This is a genomic window from Collinsella sp. AM28-11LB, from assembly GCF_003469895.1.
Taxonomy (GTDB): Bacteria; Actinomycetota; Coriobacteriia; order Coriobacteriales; family Coriobacteriaceae; genus Collinsella.
This window is the reverse complement of sequence record NZ_QSKJ01000005.1, coordinates 82,536-100,381: the sequence shown is the minus strand read 5'-3', so window position 1 is coordinate 100,381 and position 17,846 is coordinate 82,536. Positions and strand designations below refer to the sequence as shown.

Genomic DNA, 17,846 nt, shown 5'->3' with positions numbered 1-17,846 from the left:
ATCTCCCATTTTTTGGTCTGCTTTTCGACAAAAATGGGAGATTATCCACTCTCGTGAGGTGGACATTTGAAAGCTACCTTTGTTGCTTTTCTACCAAACGGTGAACTGGGCGTTGTCCGTGTTCCAATGGACATCGCGAACGTAGTCTCGCACGCCCACTGCATCTCGCGCTTCGAACAGCTCAAGAATATGAGCATGCTCGGCATTGGCTATGCCCAGGAGTTTGCACGCCGTCTCCTGGTCGACGGTCTCGTAATCGCGCTTGATAAAACAGCGTTCGAGTTGCGAAATCATGTCGCGTAGACGGTCGTTGCCGCAGCGGTTAAAGTACGTCAGGTGAAAGTCTCGCTGAATGTCGTCGTACTTTCGGATAAGACCGCCCTGGATCGCAAGGTCCATGGACCCAACCAAAAACTTTAGCTGCATGATGTCCTCTTCGGTCAGGAGGGGGCAGGCGAGATATGCTGCCTGCCCGTCGAGCGGCCCCATAATCTCAAAGACCTCAACGGCATTTTGCTGATCGAATCCACGGACGCGGAATCCGCGGCGGGGGAGATTGTCCAGATAGCCATCGCTTGCTAGCTGGATGAGCGCTTCGCGAACCGGCGTGCGCGAAACGCCCATGGCATCGCAGATCGCTTGCTCGCTCACGCGGTCGCCGGCCGAAAGCTCGCCGGCGTCTATACGACTCGAAATGTAGTCGTATACATGGTCCTTCAAGGGCCTTCTGAGTGTTTCCATGAACTTATAACCCTTAACTGTATATTTTCAATTCTTAATACGTTTCGCTTGAATAGGCTAATTGAATTATAGAACGACCAGCTAAATCGCGCTACTTAATCAGAAGAAGCAAAAAAACGCTTACCGAGAAAAACCTACCGCTCAGGATTGTATACAATATACAAAACAGCAAAGACACCCTAAGATAAAGCCGCCGGAAGGAAGGCGGGCGCGAGGAAGTCCGCCCTCTACTAAGAGATCCAAGGAGGATCATCATGACCAAGTTCAGCCACGTCATTATCCGTCGTCCCGGCAAGTCCTTGAGCAATGGCATCACGAGCGCTCCCGAGCTTGGCCAGCCCATCTACGAGCGCGCTATCGAGGAGCATTACGATTACGAGCACGCACTCGAGCAGTGCGGCGTTGACGTGTCGGTGCTGCCGGCTCTCGAGCAGTATCCCGACAGCTGCTTCGTCGAGGATCCGGCCGTTATCACTCGCTGCGGCGCCATCATTACCAACCCCGGCGCCGACAGCCGTAATGGCGAGAAGGACGAGATCGAGCCGGTCGTCCGTCGCTTCTTTGACGACGAGCATGTGAAGCACATCGTTTCCCCCGGCACGCTCGACGGCGGCGACGTCATGATGGTCGGCGACCACTTCTACGTCGGTCGCTCCGCTCGCACCAACGAAGAGGGTATCCGCCAGTTCTGCGAGATTCTCGAGGGCTGGGGCCTCGAGGGCTCCGAGGTGCCGCTGGAGGAGGTCCTGCACCTCAAGACGGGCGTCAACTACATCGAGGACAACAACATGCTCGTCTCCGGTGAGTTTATCGATAAGCCCGACTTTGCCCAGTACAACAAGATCGTCGTGCCCGAGGACGAGGCTTACGGCGCCAACTGCATCTGGGTCAACGGTACGGTCATCGTTGCCGAGGGCTATCCGACCGTGCTCAAGGCCGTGCAGGATCTGGGCTACAAGACGCTTGTTGTCGATACCTCCGAGTACCGCAAGGTCGACGGCGGCCTCTCCTGCCTGTCCCTGCGCTTCTAATGCGGTCGCTGTACTAGCTTAATGATCGCTTGACCGATGGCCCGGCACCCGATTCGGGACGTCCGGGCCATCTTTATGCGGTCGTCTGATGGAGGGGGTGCACATATAATGGCCTCTAAAACTCGTAACGACGAGATGATCGACCCCAATGGTCTTGATCTTTTCCGTCTGACCATGATGGTTATCACCGCGAGCATTTGCGGCGGTATCTTTTCTCTTGCCGGCGATATGGCGGCAGGCGGAGCCAATACCGGCGCGGTCATTATCTCGTGGGGAATTTGCTTTATTGGCGTCTTTGCGCTGATGATGGTGTTCAACGGTCTGTCTCAGGCTCGTCCTGACCTGACCGGCGGCATCTATGCATATGCTGCGGCCGGCTTTGGCGATTACATTGGATTCAACTCCGCTTGGGGCTACTGGATCAGCGCGTGCCTTTCCAACGTGAGCTTTGCGCTCTTGCTGTTTAGCGCGCTGGGCTATTTCTTCCCCGCATTTGGCGCGGGCAACAATCTGCTTTCCATCGTCTGCGCCAGCGTGTTTCTGTGGTTCCTTACCGCCCTTGTGCTTCGTGGCGTCAAGGAGGCTGCGGGCATCAACACGATCGTCACGTTAGCGAAGTTGGTACCATTGGGGCTCTTTGTGCTGAGCATCGTGCTCCTGGGTAAGTTCGATGTCGATATCTTTATGGATAACTTTTGGGGCGAGCCGGCTGGTCCTGGTTTTGGCGAGCAGGTTGTCTCGACCATGATTGCCCTTGTCTGGGTCTTCACGGGCATCGAGGGCGCCGTCGTCATCTCGGGCCGCGCAAAGTATGTGCGCGACGTCGGTCGCTCGACGGCGCTTGGATTTGCGGCCGTGTTCACGCTGTATCTGATTATCTCGATGCTGTCGCTCGGCATTATGCCGCGCGCGGAGATGGCGCAGCTTGCAACGCCCTCCATGGCGGGAATTCTCGAGCGCGCAATCGGTCCGGTTGGCGCTGCCATCGTAAACCTTGGCGTTATCCTCTCGCTGGTCGGCGCAATGCTGGGTTACGTCATCATTGCATCCGAGACGCCGTTCGAGGCGGCGCGCCAGGGTTCCTTCCCGTTGGCGTTTGCTAAGACGAACAAGCATGATGCCCCGGTGGTGACGATTCTCGTGAGCTCCGGAATCACGCAGCTCTTCTTGATCGTGTCGTATGTGGCGGCGAGCACGTACCAGTTCTTCTATAGCTGCGCGGTTAACACGATTCTGGTTCCGTATGTCTGCTCGGCTGCCTATTACATGGTGATCGGCTGGAAGAGGGAGCATCTGGACGGGCCGCATGCGCCAAGTGTCGGCAAGGCGCGCTTCTTCGGTACGCTCGGCTTTATCTACACGTTGTTCCTTGTGTGGTCGACGGGTCTCCAGGGCGTCATGATCTCGACGATCCTATTTGCCCCGGCCATTCCCGTCTACATTGTGGGCGAGCGCGGGCGCGGCAAGCAGGTGCTTCCGCATATGCACGACAAGCTGATCGCAGCAGTGGTCATTGTCGTGGCGATTATCTCGCTGTATATGCACTTTGCCGGCATTGCGCCGATTGTCTAAGACTATGGCGAACTGTATTGCTTGGTAAGCCGACGGAGACATCGCGTGTCGGTGTTGCTCGGTATTCCATAACTGACGTGGGCCTCTGTAACGTGCTTCTGTGAGTGCCCACCAGGCCCGCGCGGGTGACATTAGTTGCTTGCGCGGGCTTTTGCTGCTTGGGTGCAATGGGGGCAGCTTAGCTTGCACCGATCTGTCGATTGAACATCGTTGCATGTTCGCGCTATCATGCATGGTTAAAATTGGTTAGCCATGGCAAACGGTTAGCCATGGTGAACATAAAAACAACGCCCTGTGGGCGCCGGGGGAGGAACACGGACGTGAAGCTCGATACACTCGAGATTGGAAAGGACGCCGTTGTCGCATCGGTGGCATCGGACGATCAGGCACTCCGACAGCATATTTTGGACATGGGTCTAACGCCGGGCACCGAAGTCACCATGATGAAGTACGCCCCTATGGGCGACCCGCTCGAGATTCGTCTGCGTGGCTACGAGCTGACGCTGCGCAAGGATGATGCCGCTCGTATTGAGCTCGTAGGTATTCATGACACCGATACGGGTCCGCGCGTGAACGCCGCTATTGGCACAACGGAGCACCCGGCCCTCGGCGAGGGAACGTATTCGCCCCGCGCGGCAAAGACGGCCGTGCCCGAGGGCGCGCCGCTGCACTTTGCCCTCGCCGGCAACCAAAACTGCGGTAAGACCACGCTGTTCAACCAGCTGACGGGCTCCAACCAGCATGTCGGTAACTTTCCCGGCGTGACGGTCGACCGCAAAGACGGCACCATTCGTAACCACCCCGAGGCGAGCGTTACCGACCTGCCCGGTATTTACTCCCTGTCGCCGTACACGGGCGAAGAGATTGTGAGCCGCCAGTTTATCCTGGACGAGCATCCCGACGCCATCATCGACATCATCGACGCTACTAATATTGAACGCAACCTGTACCTGACGCTGCAGCTTATGGAACTCGATCGCCCCATGGTCATCGCGCTCAACATGATGGACGAGGTGACGGCCAACGGCGGCGCCGTGGACGTCAACCTGCTCGAGAGCTTGTTGGGCGTGCCTGTTGTCCCCATTAGCGCTGCCCGCAACGAGGGCATCGGCGAGTTGGTGGATCATGCCTTGCACGTGGCGCGGTTCCGTGAGCGCCCCGGTCGCCTGGACTTCTGTGCGCCCGATGGCTCGGACGGCGGTGCGCTGCATCGCTGCATCCACGGCATTGCCAACCTTATCGAGGATCATGCCGCGACGGCGCACATTCCCGTGCGTTTTGCGGCGACCAAGCTGGTTGAGGGCGACGAGCTGGTAACCGAGGCGCTCCACCTAGACCGCAACGAACTCGACGCCATCGAGCACATCATTACCCAGATGGAGGGCGAGGCGGGCACCGACCGTCTGTCCGCGCTGGCCGACATGCGCTTTAGCTTTATCGGCGACGTGTGCGGGCGCTGCGTTGTCAAGCCGCACGAGAGCCGCGAGCACGTGCGTTCCGTCAAGATCGACCGCATCCTGACGGGTCGCTACACGGCCATTCCGGCGTTCCTGGTGATCATGGGCCTCGTCTTTTGGTTGACGTTTGGCGTGATCGGCGCGGCGTTGCAGGGCCTCATGGAGGACGGCATCGCTGCCATCATCGCCTCGGCCGATGCGGGTCTCAAGGTGTTCGGCACCAACGACGTGGTGCGCTCGCTGGCTGTCGACGGCGTGCTCACAGGCGTGGGCAGCGTGCTCACCTTCCTGCCGATCATCGTCGTGCTCTTCTTGTTCCTCTCTATTTTGGAGGACTCGGGCTACATGGCGCGCGTGGCCTTTGTCATGGATAAGGTGCTGCGCCGCTTTGGCCTGTCGGGTCGCAGCTTCGTGCCCATGCTCGTCGGTTTTGGCTGCACCGTGCCGGCTATCATGTCGACCCGCACGTTGCCGTCCGAGCACGACCGCAAGATGACGGTCATGCTCACGCCGTTTATGAGCTGCTCGGCCAAGCTGCCGGTCTACGGTCTGCTGTGCGGGGCGTTTTTCCCACAGGCGACGGTTCCCGCTATGGTCTCGCTTTATCTGATCGGCATTGCGGTTGGTTGCATCGCGGCTTTGGTGCTTAACCGCACGGCATTTAAGGGCGACCCGGTGCCGTTTATCATGGAGCTTCCCAATTACCGCCTACCGAGCGTCAAGACGACGGTGATGCTGGCATGGGATAAGGCCAAGGACTTTATTACCAAGGCCTTTACCATTATCTTTGCCGCTACCGTGGTCATCTGGTTCCTTCAGACGTTCGACATTCGCTTTAATGTGGTCGCCGATCAGTCGCAGAGCCTACTTGCCGGTCTGGGTAGCATTATCGCACCGGCGCTGACGCCGCTTGGGTTTGGCGACTGGCGTGCATCCACGGCGCTTGTTACTGGACTTATCGCCAAGGAGAGCGTTATCTCGACCCTCACGGTGCTTTTGGGTACAACCTCGCCCGCGGCACTGTCGACCATGTTCTCGCCGTTTACCGCCTACGTGTTCCTGGTCTTTACACTGCTGTACCCGCCTTGTGTGGCGGCAATCGGCGCCGTCAAGAGCGAGTTGGGCGCGCGCTATGCCGTGGCCGTGTTCGCGTTTCAAGTGATAGTCGCCTGGATCGTGGCATTTGTCGTGCATTCGGCGGGCATATTGCTGGGGTTGGCTTAGTTATGTATTGACGGCGCAACCTCTGTGTATCGAATTGTTTTCGGCCCTGCATCTGTACTGACGGATGCGGGGCCGTTGCTATATAATCGCCCACCGCTCAAGATAATCGGAGAGGTTTTCCTATATGGCTCAAACAAAGCAAGATGGCATCTCGCTCAAGCAGTGGCTCCCGCTTATCGGGCTCGCCTGTTGCGCGTTCGTGTTCAACACGTCGGAGTTTATGCCCATCGGCCTTTTGACTGATATCGCCGCGTCGTTCTCGCTCACCGAGGCCCAAGCCGGCATCATGATCTCGGTCTATGCCTGGGGCGTCATGCTGCTGTCGCTGCCGCTTATGGTGTTTGCCTCGCGCTTTGAGTTCAAGCGTATGCTGCTCGGTGTGCTCGCCGTGTTTTCTCTGGGTCAGTTCCTGTCTGCTGTGGCACCGACATATCCCATCCTGGTCTGTGCGCGCCTGGTGGTCGCTTGCGCACATGCCGTGTTCTGGTCGGTCGCCTCGATTATGGCCTCGCGCCTGGTTGACGCCCGCCACGGGGCGCTCGCCATCAGCATGATCGCCACGGGCTCGTCTATCGCGCAGATTTTCGGCCTGCCCCTCGGTCGTGCCATCGGCCTGGCCGTGGGCTGGCGCATGACGTTTGCCGTGGTCGGGGCCTTCTCTGCCGCCGCGGTGGTGTACCAGGCCGCGGTGTTCCCGGCCATGCCGGCGGGTGAGCGCTTTACCGTTAAGCAGCTGCCCGAGCTGCTCAAGAACCCGTTCCTGATTGCGCTCTACGCGGTCACGGTCTTTATGGCGACCGGCTACTACGCGGGTTACAGCTATATCGAGCCGTTCCTGGCACAGGTCGCGCACGTCGACGCAGGCGCCATCACCATGACGCTGACGGCGTTTGGCTGCTCCGGTCTGGTGGGCAGCTGGCTGTTTGGCCGCCTGTTCGATGGGCACCGGTTCCCGTTCTTGGCTATTACGCTCTCCGGCGTGCCGGCGGCCCTGCTGCTCATGGGTTCGGCCGCATCGTCGCTCGCGGCAGTGCTTGCCGTCTGCGCACTATGGGGCTGCTGCGCCACGGCCTTTAACGTGGCGTTTCAGGCCGAGCTCATCAAGTACACGCCGGCGGACTCGTCGGCCGTCGCCATGTCGATCTTCTCGGGCCTGTTTAACCTTGGTATCGGCACGGGCACCGCGATCGGCGGAGCCGTGGTGTCGGGCCCCGGTATCGCCTGGATCGGCTACGCGGGCGGCACGATTGCCGTCGTGGGCGTCATCCTCGCTATCACCGTGCTGTTCCCGGCCATACGCCGCGCAAAGCCTGTCGCCTAACCACACCCCCTCATCAGTTGCGGCGGAATGCGGACTGGATTGGGTAGCTAAAAAAGCCCCGTCCCAAATTAGTTACCCTGCTGGGCATACAATGGATGTCGTTGTGTTGAGCTTACCGGGAGGCTGTTATGTGGGCATACGAGACGACGTTCTATCAGATCTATCCGCTGGGCTTTTGCGGGGCTCCGCGCGAAAACGCCGCGCCTGTTGCCGAGGATGAGCTCTTCCAAGCTGCCGGTACCGCGCCCAATCCCGATGCCCCCATCATGAAAATCGCCCAATGGGCCGATTACCTGCAGGAGTTCGGTATCGGTGCCGTGTTGATCAACCCTCCGCTTGAGTCCGATAGCCATGGCTACGATACGCGCAGCCTGCGCCATATCGACCGCCGCCTGGGTGGAGATGCCGATTTTGCCGCCGTATGCGAGACACTGCACGCCCATGGCATCCGCGTGGTGCTCGATGCGGTCTTCAACCATGTGGGCCGTGGCTTTTGGGCCTTCCGCGATGTGCAGGAGCGCAAGTGGGACTCGCCCTACAAGGACTGGTTCCACATTAGCTTTGACGGCGAATCCTGCTATGGCGACGGCTTTTGGTACGAGGGCTGGGAGGGCCATTTTGAGCTCGTGAAGCTCAACCTGCAAAATCCTGCCGTAGTCGATTACCTGCTCGAGTCTGTGCGCCGTTGGGCCGATGACTTTGGCATCGACGGCCTGCGCCTGGACGTCGCCTACATGCTCGACCGCGACTTTATGCGCCGCCTGCACTCCTTTACCCGCGAGCTCAAGCCCGACTTTGTACTGATCGGCGAGACGCTCCACGGCGACTACAACCAGATCGTCAACGACGAGATGCTCGACTCCTGCACCAACTACGAGTGCTACAAGGGCCTGTATTCCAGCTTTAACTCAGTCAATATGTTCGAGATCGCCCATTCGCTGCATCGCCAGTTTGGCGGCGACCCGTGGTGCATCTACCGCGGTAAACACCTGCTGAGCTTTGTCGACAACCACGACGTACCGCGCCTGGCGAGCATTCTCACCGACAAGCGCTGTCTGCGTCCCGCCTATGCCATGCTGCTTGGTATGCCGGGCATTCCGTGCGTCTACTATGGCAGCGAGTGGGGGATTGCCGGCGAAAAGGGCGGACCCGATGGCGACTGGGCGCTGCGACCCGCACTCGACGAGCCCGCGCCTAACGAGCTGACAGGCTTTATTGCGCAGCTTGCACACCTGCGCTCGACAAACGATGCGGCGGCACGCGCTCTCAACTACGGCGCGTACCGTAACGTGGTGATTCAAAACAAGCAGCTGCTGTTCGAGCGTGCCTGCGACGACGCCACGGTGCTCGTGGCGGTGAATGCCGTGGACGAGACCTATTCCTTTACAGCCGGCGAGCTCAACGGGTCCTTTGTCGACCTGCTTGCCGACGTCGCGCCCACGGTCGAGCTGGCGGGCACGCTTGAGCTTGCGCCCTATGAGGTGCGTTATCTGCTGAGGGTCTAGCCCATGCCTGCGTCTGACGAGGGCTATCAACATATTGAGCATGGGTTTGAGCCCGTGTTCGACCGGCACTCGCGCGTTTTGGTGCTCGGGTCGTTCCCCTCGGTGCTTTCGCGCGCCAATGCCTTTTACTATGGCAACCCTCAGAACCGCTTTTGGCGCGTGATAGCGGCATGCCTCGGTGCGCCTGTGCCACCCAATGAGGGCGATCCTTTGGCGGACGGTACGCCGGCGACACTCGACGCCTCGATTGCCGCCAAGCGATTCATGCTCCTCGACGGCGGCGTAGCCCTGTGGGATGTGATCGAGAGCTGCGATATCAAGGGCTCGAGTGACGCTAGTATTCGTAACGTCGTGCCGGCACACATCGAGCTCATCACCAGCAACGTGTCCATTGAGCAGGTAATATGCAACGGTGGCACGGCGGGGCGCCTCTACAAGCGCTATCTACAGGAGCGGACGGGCCTGCCCGCTGTCATATTGCCGTCAACAAGTCCCGCTAACGCGGCCTGGCGCCTGGAGCGCCTCGTTGAGTGCTGGCGCGAGGCCGTTGACTGGGGTGCTCGATAATTTAGATAGTTGATTGAGCACGGGTGCCGAGACGTTTGATGATGGCGTGCCAGATTGGCGTGGGCACGGCGGGCTTGGCGAAAACCACGCCATCTGCTGTGACATCCCCGGTGTCGCCGCCGCCGAGTCGTTGGGCGTGCTCAACCGAGCAGCCCATGCGCACGGCGCCTACCAGCTTATCCATCGCTTCGGAAAACGGCCGTCGCAGAAGTCCCATGCGTGGGGAATGGTGAAGCGCCGCGATGCCGCTGCCGGCACAGATGACAACGCCGCCGCACCACGTTAGCCTACGGAGTTCGCAAGCTTGGCGCAGGCACTCGATATACCGGTGCGCCTCCTCGGTGCGCCCACAGGTGGCTTGAACGACGACATAGACGCGCGTTCCCGTATTGCCAAAGCGATCGAGTGCTTGTTGAGCGGCGGATGCCGCCTCATCGTTGGGCTTATCCGTAATCGCGAGCACAATGCCATCGACGGCGGCATCGGCGTCATTCGCATTCAAGTCGACCGGGCGGGGGAGCGCGGTGCCGGAAAGCCGGGCATAGGCCGCGATGGCATCCTGAAGATCCCAAAGCAAAAACTCAAGATCGGCGCTATTGAGAATACTGACGTATGCAATCTTCTGCAGTGTTTTGGGCTTATTGCCCTGCGGATCTGTTTCCATGCCGCCTCCTTTCCGGTTCGTTTCCGTTTAGGTTACACCGTCTGGCGGCGCCTCGCCGCGCTATCCTAGTGCAACCCTTACGAAAGGAACGCCATGCGCCTGCCCATGAATACCTCGCTTGCCACGCTCAAGCCTTCCGGCATCCGTCGGATCAACGCGCTCGCCGCTCAGCACCCGGGGTGCATCGCACTCGCGCTTGGCGAGCCCGATTTTCCCACGCCCGATGTGATCAGCGCCGAGGTGGCCGCCTCGCTGGACCGCGGTGACACGCACTATCCGCCCAACAACGGCCGCCCCGCCCTGCGCGAGGCGCTGTCTGCCTACATGGACGACGCGGGTCTTACGTTTTCTGCCGACGAGGTCATCCTGACCGACGGCGCGACCGAGGCCCTGTCGGCAACGTTCATGGCTATGCTCAACCCTGGTGACGAGGTCATTATCCCCACACCGGCCTTTGGCCTGTACGAGAGCATCGTTGTGGCCAACCACGCCAAAGCAGTCTTTTTGGATACAGAGCCCGCACAGTTTCAGATTGACGAGCACGCGCTTCGTGCCTGCGTGACGCCGGCGACCAAGGCCATCGTCATCTGCTCGCCCAACAATCCAACGGGCTGCATCCTCAACGCGGCCTCGCTCGACGCCGTGGCACGCGTGGCGGAGCAGACGGGCATCTACGTGGTCTGCGACGACGTATACAACCGCCTGGTCTATGTGGATGGCTACGAGCGGTTTGCCCAGCGACACCCGGAGCTGCGTGATCAGACGGTGGTCATCGAGAGCTTTTCCAAACCCTGGGCCATGACCGGCTGGCGCTTGGGCTGGCTCGCAGCCGCAGCCCCCGTCATCGCCGAGATCGCAAAAGCTCACCAATACTTAGTATCGAGTGCCGTCTCCTTCGAAATGGACGCCGCAGCCAGAGCCCTCACCGTCGACCCAACCCCCATGCTCGAAGTCTACCGAGACCGCCGCGAGCGCGTACTCGCAGCCTTAGACGCCATGGGCCTCGACGCAGTAGAACCAGCAGGAGCCTTCTACGCCTTCCCCAGCATCAAACAGTACGGCCTAACCAGCGAAGAGTTCTGCATCAAAGCCATCAAAGAAGCAAACGTAGCCCTAGTCCCCGGAGACTGCTTCGGCTGCGAAGGCCACATCCGCCTAAGCTACTGCGTCTCCGACAAAGACCTAGACGAAGGCCTAAATCGCCTGTCCGCCTTCATTTCGACTTTGTAGTCCTCAGGGATGCAACACATCAGCCCACCGACATAAATAAGGGTTATGCGTGGGGCGCGTCGCTCAACGGACACGAGGATTCGCAGCAAAGGCAACGTAGCTCCGGCCGGGAGGGGCAGGGCGAGTTTTCCGTAGATTCCGCACGAGCCGAAGGCCACTTAATGTGGCCTTCGTGCGAGCCCAGGACTTGACCGAGCGGAAAACTCGCCCTGCCCCTCCCGGTCGGAGCGTATGCAGGGTTTGTGTACGAATCCTCGCGCCCGTTGACCGACGCCGGGGTCCCCGCCATAATACTTTCGGTTCACGCACGAATCCGCTGCCAGAGACAGCCGGTGCAAACGGGCATTGCTCGCGAGCTTAATGGGATATCCCGCCAGCCGAGGTGGTCGAGTAGATATGTCTTCTCGCCCCCGTCGCTCATGCAGCGCGGGGGCTTTCTTTTTGGACATGCCCCCGTCACGTCCTTGTGGCGGACCGTGCCCGGAAAGAATTCGAGGAGGTGTAATTCATGCCCCAGCAGTACAAAATCGAGAAGGTTGCAGAGATTGAGTCCCGTATCGCCGAGAACGCCGGTCTGTTCGTCGTCAACTACAACGGTCTGACGGTTAAGCAGGCTCAGGAGCTGCGTCATCAGCTTCGCGAGTGCGGCGCCGAGATGAAGGTCTACAAGAACAACCTGGTCAAGATCGCTCTCAAGAACCAGGAGCAGCCCGAGCTCGACGAGATTCTCGCCGGCCCCGTCGCTTATGTGTTCTACGAGACCGAGCCGGTCGAGGCCGCTAAGGCCCTCAAGGACTTCTCTGCTAAGTCCAAGGGCGTCCTTGAGATCAAGGGCGGTATCTCCGACGGCAAGGCCGTTTCCGCTGATGATGTTAAGGCTATCGCCGAGCTGCCCACCAAGGATCAGCTTCTCGGCCAGATCGCCGGTCTCATCTCCGGTTTCGCTCGCGACATCGCTGTCTGCGTCAACGGCGTTTCCTCTGGTCTCGCTCGTTCGATCCAGCAGGTCTCCGAGCAGAAGGCAGCCTAGTCGCTGTTTTCACCTGCGGCGGCAACGCCGCACCCCTGGCGCATTCGCGCCGTGTTTTAACTGATCTCCGTGCACAGACACGGAAACCGAAAGGACTTAGAAATGGCTAAGCTTACCACCGATGAGATCATCGATGCTCTTAAGGAAATGACCCTTCTCGAGGCTTCCGAGCTCGTCAAGGCTATCGAGGACACCTTCGGCGTTTCCGCCGCTGCTCCTGCCGCTGTTGTCGCCGCTCCCGCTGCTGGCGCTGCTGAGGCCGAGGAGAAGACCGAGTTTGACGTCGTGCTCGAGGGCTTCGGCGACAACAAGATTCAGGTCATCAAGGCCGTCCGTGAGCTCACCAACCTTGGCCTGAAGGAGGCCAAGGAGGTCGTCGAGGGCGCTCCCAAGGCTGTTCTCGAGGGTGCCAAGAAGGAGGACGCCGAGGCTGCCAAGGAGAAGCTCGAGGCTGCTGGCGCTGCTGTCACCCTCAAGTAATCAGGCTTTCTCGCCAGATTTCTTTGCAGACGGGGTTCGCATTGCGAGCCCCGTCTTTTTTGTTTTTCGGTCCCTCGGCATCGGTTGCTCAAACTACCATGTTCTGTGATTTGCGTCGTAGCGGGTGCCCTGCCGTTGGACAATAAAATTGCACCATTCGAGCAATAATTTGCGTTGACCTGCTGAAGAATTGTCTCTGCCTTGTAGCGACATATAGTTCCAGCGGTAAGATGCTTGGGTATCGCAATTTGGTCTGCGGCTGTGTGCCGCACGCATGGGGCGCTTTTGCGCCTGCGAAAGGATCTTTGAATAACATGAAGGCAATCATCCCCGCCGCCGGTCTTGGCACGCGTTTTCTGCCTGGCACTAAGTGCACGCCCAAAGAGATGCTGCCGGTGCTCGACAAGCCCGTCATTCAGTACGTCGTCGAGGAGGCGCTCGAGCCCGAGGAGGTCGACGATGCCATCATCGTTACCTCTCCCGGTAAGCCCGAGCTGCTGAGCTACTTCCAGCCCGATCGCTCGCTCGAGAACCTGCTGCGCGAGCGCGGCAAGAACGCCTATGCCGATGCCGTAGCCCACGCTGGCGGTATGCCGGTCGATTTCCGTTATCAGTACGAGCCCAAGGGCCTCGGCCATGCTATCCGCTCTGCTGCCGACGCCGTGGCAGGGGAGAACTTCCTTGTTCTTCTGGGCGACTACGTTGTGCCCAACCGCGACATCTGCGACAAGATGCTCGCCGTCTCCAAGGAGCACGGTGGCGCTTCGGTTATCGCCGTCGCTGCTTGCTCGCCCGAGGAGGTCAGCCGCTACGGCGTGATCGCCGGTGAGCGCGTCGGTTCGCTCGAGGGTGCCGAGGACGTTGCCGATGCTGAGCCGGGCGCTGTCTGGCGTATCGGCGGTCTGGTCGAGAAGCCCGCCCCCGAGGCGGCTCCGTCCAACCTGTACATCGTCGGCCGCTACCTGCTGAGCCCGCTGGTCATGGACCTGCTTGCCGACCAGCAGGCCGGTAAGGGTGGCGAGATCCAGCTGACCGACGCCATGGCCCGTTCGCTCGACCGCGAGGCAATGTATGCCGTCGTCATCGACCCGCTGTCGGGCTACGACACCGGCACTCCCTCTGGCTGGATGGCAACCAACGCCCTCATGGCAGCAAGCGACCCCCGCTTTGCCGATGCCTTCTGGGACGCCATCGACGAGCGCGGCGGTCTTAAGCGCAACTAGCACGTGCCACGGGTGCGGACTTCGGTTCGCACCCGTTTTTTGTTCGCGGGCCATGTAAGCCGTTGCGGGAGGCCGTCGTTGTCCTGCAGGGGAGTGTGTGTTCACAGAAAATATATGAACGCATGTTCGATACAACACCATCTACCTGCTCGTTTTCTGTTGAAAAACTTTGCTACTCCAAAAACTCAATCGCGTCAAGGCTTTTCTTGCCCAACGGTCGGTACCTGATAAACTATTAGGTTGCGATAACTGGCGAAGCTATGCCTCGCCAACCCACCGAGCATTTCCGTGAAGGAGGAAAAACCTGGTGACCTACGCATACACTGCCACTGAGCGCAAGCGCGTCAGCTTCGGGAAAATCCCGGAGGCCATGGAGCTCCCCAACCTTATCTCTGTTCAAAGGGAATCCTTTGAGCGTTTTAAGGACGAGGGCCTTCGTGAGGCGTTCAAGGAATCCAGCCCCATCCAGAGCCAGAACCATGTTCTCGAGGTTACCTTCGGCGAGCATCAGTTCGGCGACCCCGCGCACACTGTCGAGGAGTGCCGCGAGAAGGATATGACCTATCAGGCTCCGCTTCTGACCGACGTCCGTCTCACCAACAAGGAGACCGGCGAGATCAAGGAGCAGCTCGTCTTTATGGGCGACTTCCCCATGATGACCGATCAGGGCACCTTTATCATCAACGGTACCGAGCGTATCGTCGTCTCGCAGCTCGTCCGCTCCCCGGGCGTGTACTACAGCTCCGAGATGGATTCGGGCAAGCAGATCTACAAGGCCCAGATCATTCCGTCCCGCGGTGCCTGGCTTGAGTTTGAGGTCGACAAGCGCGATCAGCTCATGGTCTCCATCGACCGTAAGCGCAAGCAGAGCGCCACGATGTTCCTGCGCGCCCTTGGCATCGCCGTCACCAACGACGACATCATCGAGCTGCTCGGCAACTCCGATGTGATCAAGCGCACCCTCGAGCGCGATACCGCCCTCACTCGCGAGGACGCCCTCATCGAGATCTACCGTCGCCTGCGCCCGGGCGAGCCTCCCACCGTGGACGCTTCCCGCAGCCTGCTCGAGGGCCTGCTCTTCAACCCGCAGCGCTACGATCTGGCCCGCGTCGGTCGTTACAAGGTCAACAAGAAGCTCAACCTCACCACCGAGGAAGAGGTCACGGTGCTCACCGACGAGGATATCGTCGCGACGCTGCGCTACCTGCTGTCCCTCGCTGCCGGCGAGCAGGGCTTCAAGGTCGACGACATCGACCACTTTGGCAACCGCCGCATCCGCACCGTCGGCGAGCTTGTCGCCAACCAGTTCCGTATTGGCATGAGCCGTATGGAGCGCGTCGTCCGTGAGCGCATGAGCTCCCAGGACATCGACGAGATCACCCCGCAGTCGCTCATCAACATCCGCCCGATCGTGGCCTCCATCAAGGAGTTCTTCGGTTCCTCGCAGCTCTCGCAGTTCATGGACCAGGCGAACCCCCTGACCGGTCTGACCCACAAGCGCCGTCTGTCCGCACTCGGCCCTGGCGGTCTTGCCGGCCACAAGTCGGGCTCCAGCCGCCGCACCAACGTGCCGACGGCCGTCCGCGACGTTCACAACTCGCACTACAGCCGCATGTGCCCGATCGAGACCCCCGAAGGCCCCAACATCGGCCTGATCGGCTCGCTTGCCCTCTACGCCCGCGTCAACGAGTACGGCTTCATCGAGGCTCCGTTCCGTCGCGTCGAGAACGGCGTTGCCACCGACCAGATCGACTGGATGACCGCTGACGAGGAAGAGAAGCACGTCATCGCGCCGGCCAACACGCCGCTCGATCCCAAGACCAACGAGTTCATCACAACCGATGCCGAGGGCAAGATCGTTCGTCCGCACACCGTGATCGCCCGTACCCGCGACTTCGACGGCTCCTTCGGTGCTCCCGCCGACGTGCCTGTCGAGGACGTCGACTACATGGACGTCTCGCCGCGTCAGATGCTCTCCGTCGCAGCCACGCTGATTCCGTTCCTGGAGCACGACGACGCCAAGCGTACGCTGATGGGCGCTAACATGCAGCGTCAGGCCGTGCCGCTGGTTCACCCTGCCGCTCCCTATGTCGGTACCGGCATGGAGCGTCGCGCCGCCCTGGACTCCGGCGAGGTCACCCTGGCCAAGAACGCCGGCGAGGTCATCTTTGCCGACGCCGCCAAGATCATCGTCAAGCATGCCGGCGGCATGGACGAGTATCACCTGGCCAAGTACCAGCGCTCCAACCAGTCCACCTGCATCAACCACCGTCCGCTCGTGCGTGTCGGTGACACCGTTGAGCAGGGCGAGCCCCTGGCTGACGGTCCTTCGACCGATCATGGCGAGCTCGCACTGGGTCAGAACCTCACTGTGGCCTACATGCCGTGGGAAGGCTTCAACTACGAGGACGGTATCGTCGTGTCCGAGCGCCTGGTGGCCGAGGACCTGCTGACGACCATCAACATCACCCGTCACGAGATCGACGCTCGCGACACCAAGCTCGGCCCCGAGGAGATTACCCGCGAGATCCCGAACCTCTCCGAGGACATGCTTGCCAACCTCGACGAGGACGGCATCATCCGCATCGGCGCCGAGGTCGGCCCTGGCGACATCCTGGTCGGCAAGGTCACGCCTAAGGGCGAGAGCGCTCTGACCGCCGAGGAGCGCCTGCTGCGCGCCATCTTCGGTGCCAAGGCCCACGACGTCCGCGACACCTCCCTCAAGATGCCTCACGGCGCTTACGGCCGCGTCATCGACGTCGTCCGCTTTAGCCGCGAGAACGGCGACGACCTGGCTCCCGGCGTCAACGAGCAGGTGCGCGTCTACGTCGCCCAGCGTCGTAAGATCCAGCAGGGCGATAAGATCGCCGGCCGCCACGGCAACAAGGGTGTTATCTGTAACGTTCTGCCGGTCGAGGACATGCCCTACATGGCTGACGGTACCCCGATCGACGTTATCCTCAACCCGCTGGGCGTTCCTTCGCGTATGAACGTCGGCCAGCTGCTCGAGTGCCACCTTGGCTGGGCTGCTGCCTGCGGTTGGGATACCGAGCAGGCCGACTCCGACAAGTATGTCCCCGGCCCGTTCTTCACCGCGACGCCCGTCTTCGACGGCGCCAAGGAGGACGAGATCGCCGAGGTCATCCGTCGTGCCAACAAGAACATGCTCAACAAGGCCACCGCTGCCTTTGGCGATCACATGCGCCCCGAGTTCGTCACCCAGCTTGACGAGCGCGGCAAGACCCGCCTGTTCGACGGCCGCACCGGCGAGGAGTTCCGCGAGCCCATTACCGTTGGTACGTCCTACATCCTCAAGCTCGGCCACATGGTCGACGACAAGATCCACGCTCGTTCGACTGGCCCTTACAGCCTGGTTACCCAGCAGCCTCTGGGCGGCAAGGCTCAGTTCGGCGGCCAGCGCTTCGGCGAGATGGAAGTTTGGGCACTGTACGCTTACGGTGCTTCCAACGTCCTGCAGGAGATCCTGACCGTCAAATCCGACGATACCGTGGGCCGCGTCAAGACCTACGAGTCCATCGTCAAGGGCGAGAACGTTCCTGTCCCGGGTATCCCCGAGTCCTTCAAGGTTCTCGTTAAGGAGATTCGCTCCCTCGCGCTGGACATCGAGCCCATGCACGATGCCGACGAGGACGCCTCCGCCCCTGTGACCGCCGAGGAGACCTCTGCTCTCGACGACCTGGCTGCGCTTGCTGGCATTGACGCCGACGTCGAGGCCCAGGATGCCGAGACCGCCGAGGCACCCGAGGCCGTCGCCGCCACGACCACTGATAAGGAGTAGTT

Annotated in this window: 13 protein-coding genes; 11 read left to right on the top strand and 2 right to left on the bottom strand. The window is 60.5% G+C overall.

Annotated features, from left to right (window positions below):
• Positions 1–90 precede the first annotated feature (90 nt).
• Positions 91–741 carry a GntR family transcriptional regulator gene (locus DW732_RS04885; protein WP_117635365.1) on the bottom strand — a complete coding sequence of 217 codons (651 nt, stop codon included), beginning with the start codon at positions 739–741 and terminating at the stop codon, positions 91–93.
• A gap of 254 nt (positions 742–995) precedes the next feature.
• Between DW732_RS04885 and DW732_RS04880 the strand changes: the two genes are divergently transcribed.
• The 6 genes from DW732_RS04880 to DW732_RS04855 all read left to right on the top strand — a co-directional run bounded on the left by DW732_RS04880 (position 996) and on the right by DW732_RS04855 (position 9,418).
• Positions 996–1,772, top strand: coding sequence for a dimethylarginine dimethylaminohydrolase family protein (locus DW732_RS04880; RefSeq protein WP_117635364.1), 777 nt, complete (start codon positions 996–998; stop codon positions 1,770–1,772).
• 108 nt (positions 1,773–1,880) lie between these two features.
• Positions 1,881–3,344 carry a basic amino acid/polyamine antiporter gene (locus tag DW732_RS04875; RefSeq protein ID WP_118098962.1) on the top strand — a complete coding sequence of 488 codons (1,464 nt, stop codon included), beginning with the start codon at positions 1,881–1,883 and terminating at the stop codon, positions 3,342–3,344.
• Between the two features lie 269 nt (positions 3,345–3,613).
• Positions 3,614–6,025: a ferrous iron transport protein B gene (feoB, locus tag DW732_RS04870; RefSeq protein WP_118098961.1), complete on the top strand. Its 2,412-nt coding sequence runs from the start codon at positions 3,614–3,616 to the stop codon at positions 6,023–6,025.
• Between the two features lie 124 nt (positions 6,026–6,149).
• The gene (locus DW732_RS04865) at positions 6,150–7,346 is read left to right on the top strand and encodes an MFS transporter (protein WP_118098960.1); all 1,197 of its coding nucleotides are present in this window, start codon (positions 6,150–6,152) and stop codon (positions 7,344–7,346) included.
• 128 nt (positions 7,347–7,474) lie between these two features.
• Positions 7,475–8,851, top strand: a complete 1,377-nt coding sequence (locus DW732_RS04860) for an alpha-amylase family glycosyl hydrolase (protein ID WP_118098959.1) — start codon at positions 7,475–7,477, stop codon at positions 8,849–8,851.
• Positions 8,852–8,854: 3 nt separating this feature from the next.
• Positions 8,855–9,418: a uracil-DNA glycosylase family protein gene (locus tag DW732_RS04855; protein WP_117734317.1), complete on the top strand. Its 564-nt coding sequence runs from the start codon at positions 8,855–8,857 to the stop codon at positions 9,416–9,418.
• Between the two features lies 1 nt (position 9,419).
• On the opposite strand, the gene DW732_RS04850 is transcribed toward DW732_RS04855, so the two are convergent.
• Positions 9,420–10,082, bottom strand: coding sequence for a hypothetical protein (locus DW732_RS04850; protein ID WP_118098958.1), 663 nt, complete (start codon positions 10,080–10,082; stop codon positions 9,420–9,422).
• Positions 10,083–10,187: 105 nt separating this feature from the next.
• Between DW732_RS04850 and DW732_RS04845 the strand changes: the two genes are divergently transcribed.
• The 5 genes from DW732_RS04845 to DW732_RS04825 all read left to right on the top strand — a co-directional run bounded on the left by DW732_RS04845 (position 10,188) and on the right by DW732_RS04825 (position 17,844).
• Positions 10,188–11,312 carry a pyridoxal phosphate-dependent aminotransferase gene (locus DW732_RS04845; RefSeq protein WP_233539365.1) on the top strand — a complete coding sequence of 375 codons (1,125 nt, stop codon included), beginning with the start codon at positions 10,188–10,190 and terminating at the stop codon, positions 11,310–11,312.
• Between the two features lie 508 nt (positions 11,313–11,820).
• A complete protein-coding gene (rplJ, locus tag DW732_RS04840; protein WP_118098956.1) occupies positions 11,821–12,342 on the top strand; it encodes a 50S ribosomal protein L10 in 522 nt (173 codons plus the stop codon).
• A gap of 102 nt (positions 12,343–12,444) precedes the next feature.
• A complete protein-coding gene (gene rplL, locus DW732_RS04835; protein ID WP_006235005.1) occupies positions 12,445–12,822 on the top strand; it encodes a 50S ribosomal protein L7/L12 in 378 nt (125 codons plus the stop codon).
• A 314-nt stretch (positions 12,823–13,136) separates the two neighbouring features.
• The gene (locus DW732_RS04830) at positions 13,137–14,045 is read left to right on the top strand and encodes a UTP--glucose-1-phosphate uridylyltransferase (protein ID WP_117734321.1); all 909 of its coding nucleotides are present in this window, start codon (positions 13,137–13,139) and stop codon (positions 14,043–14,045) included.
• 370 nt (positions 14,046–14,415) lie between these two features.
• The gene (locus tag DW732_RS04825; RefSeq protein ID WP_233539369.1) at positions 14,416–17,844 is read left to right on the top strand and encodes a DNA-directed RNA polymerase subunit beta; all 3,429 of its coding nucleotides are present in this window, start codon (positions 14,416–14,418) and stop codon (positions 17,842–17,844) included.
• The last annotated feature ends 2 nt before the right edge of the window (positions 17,845–17,846 follow it).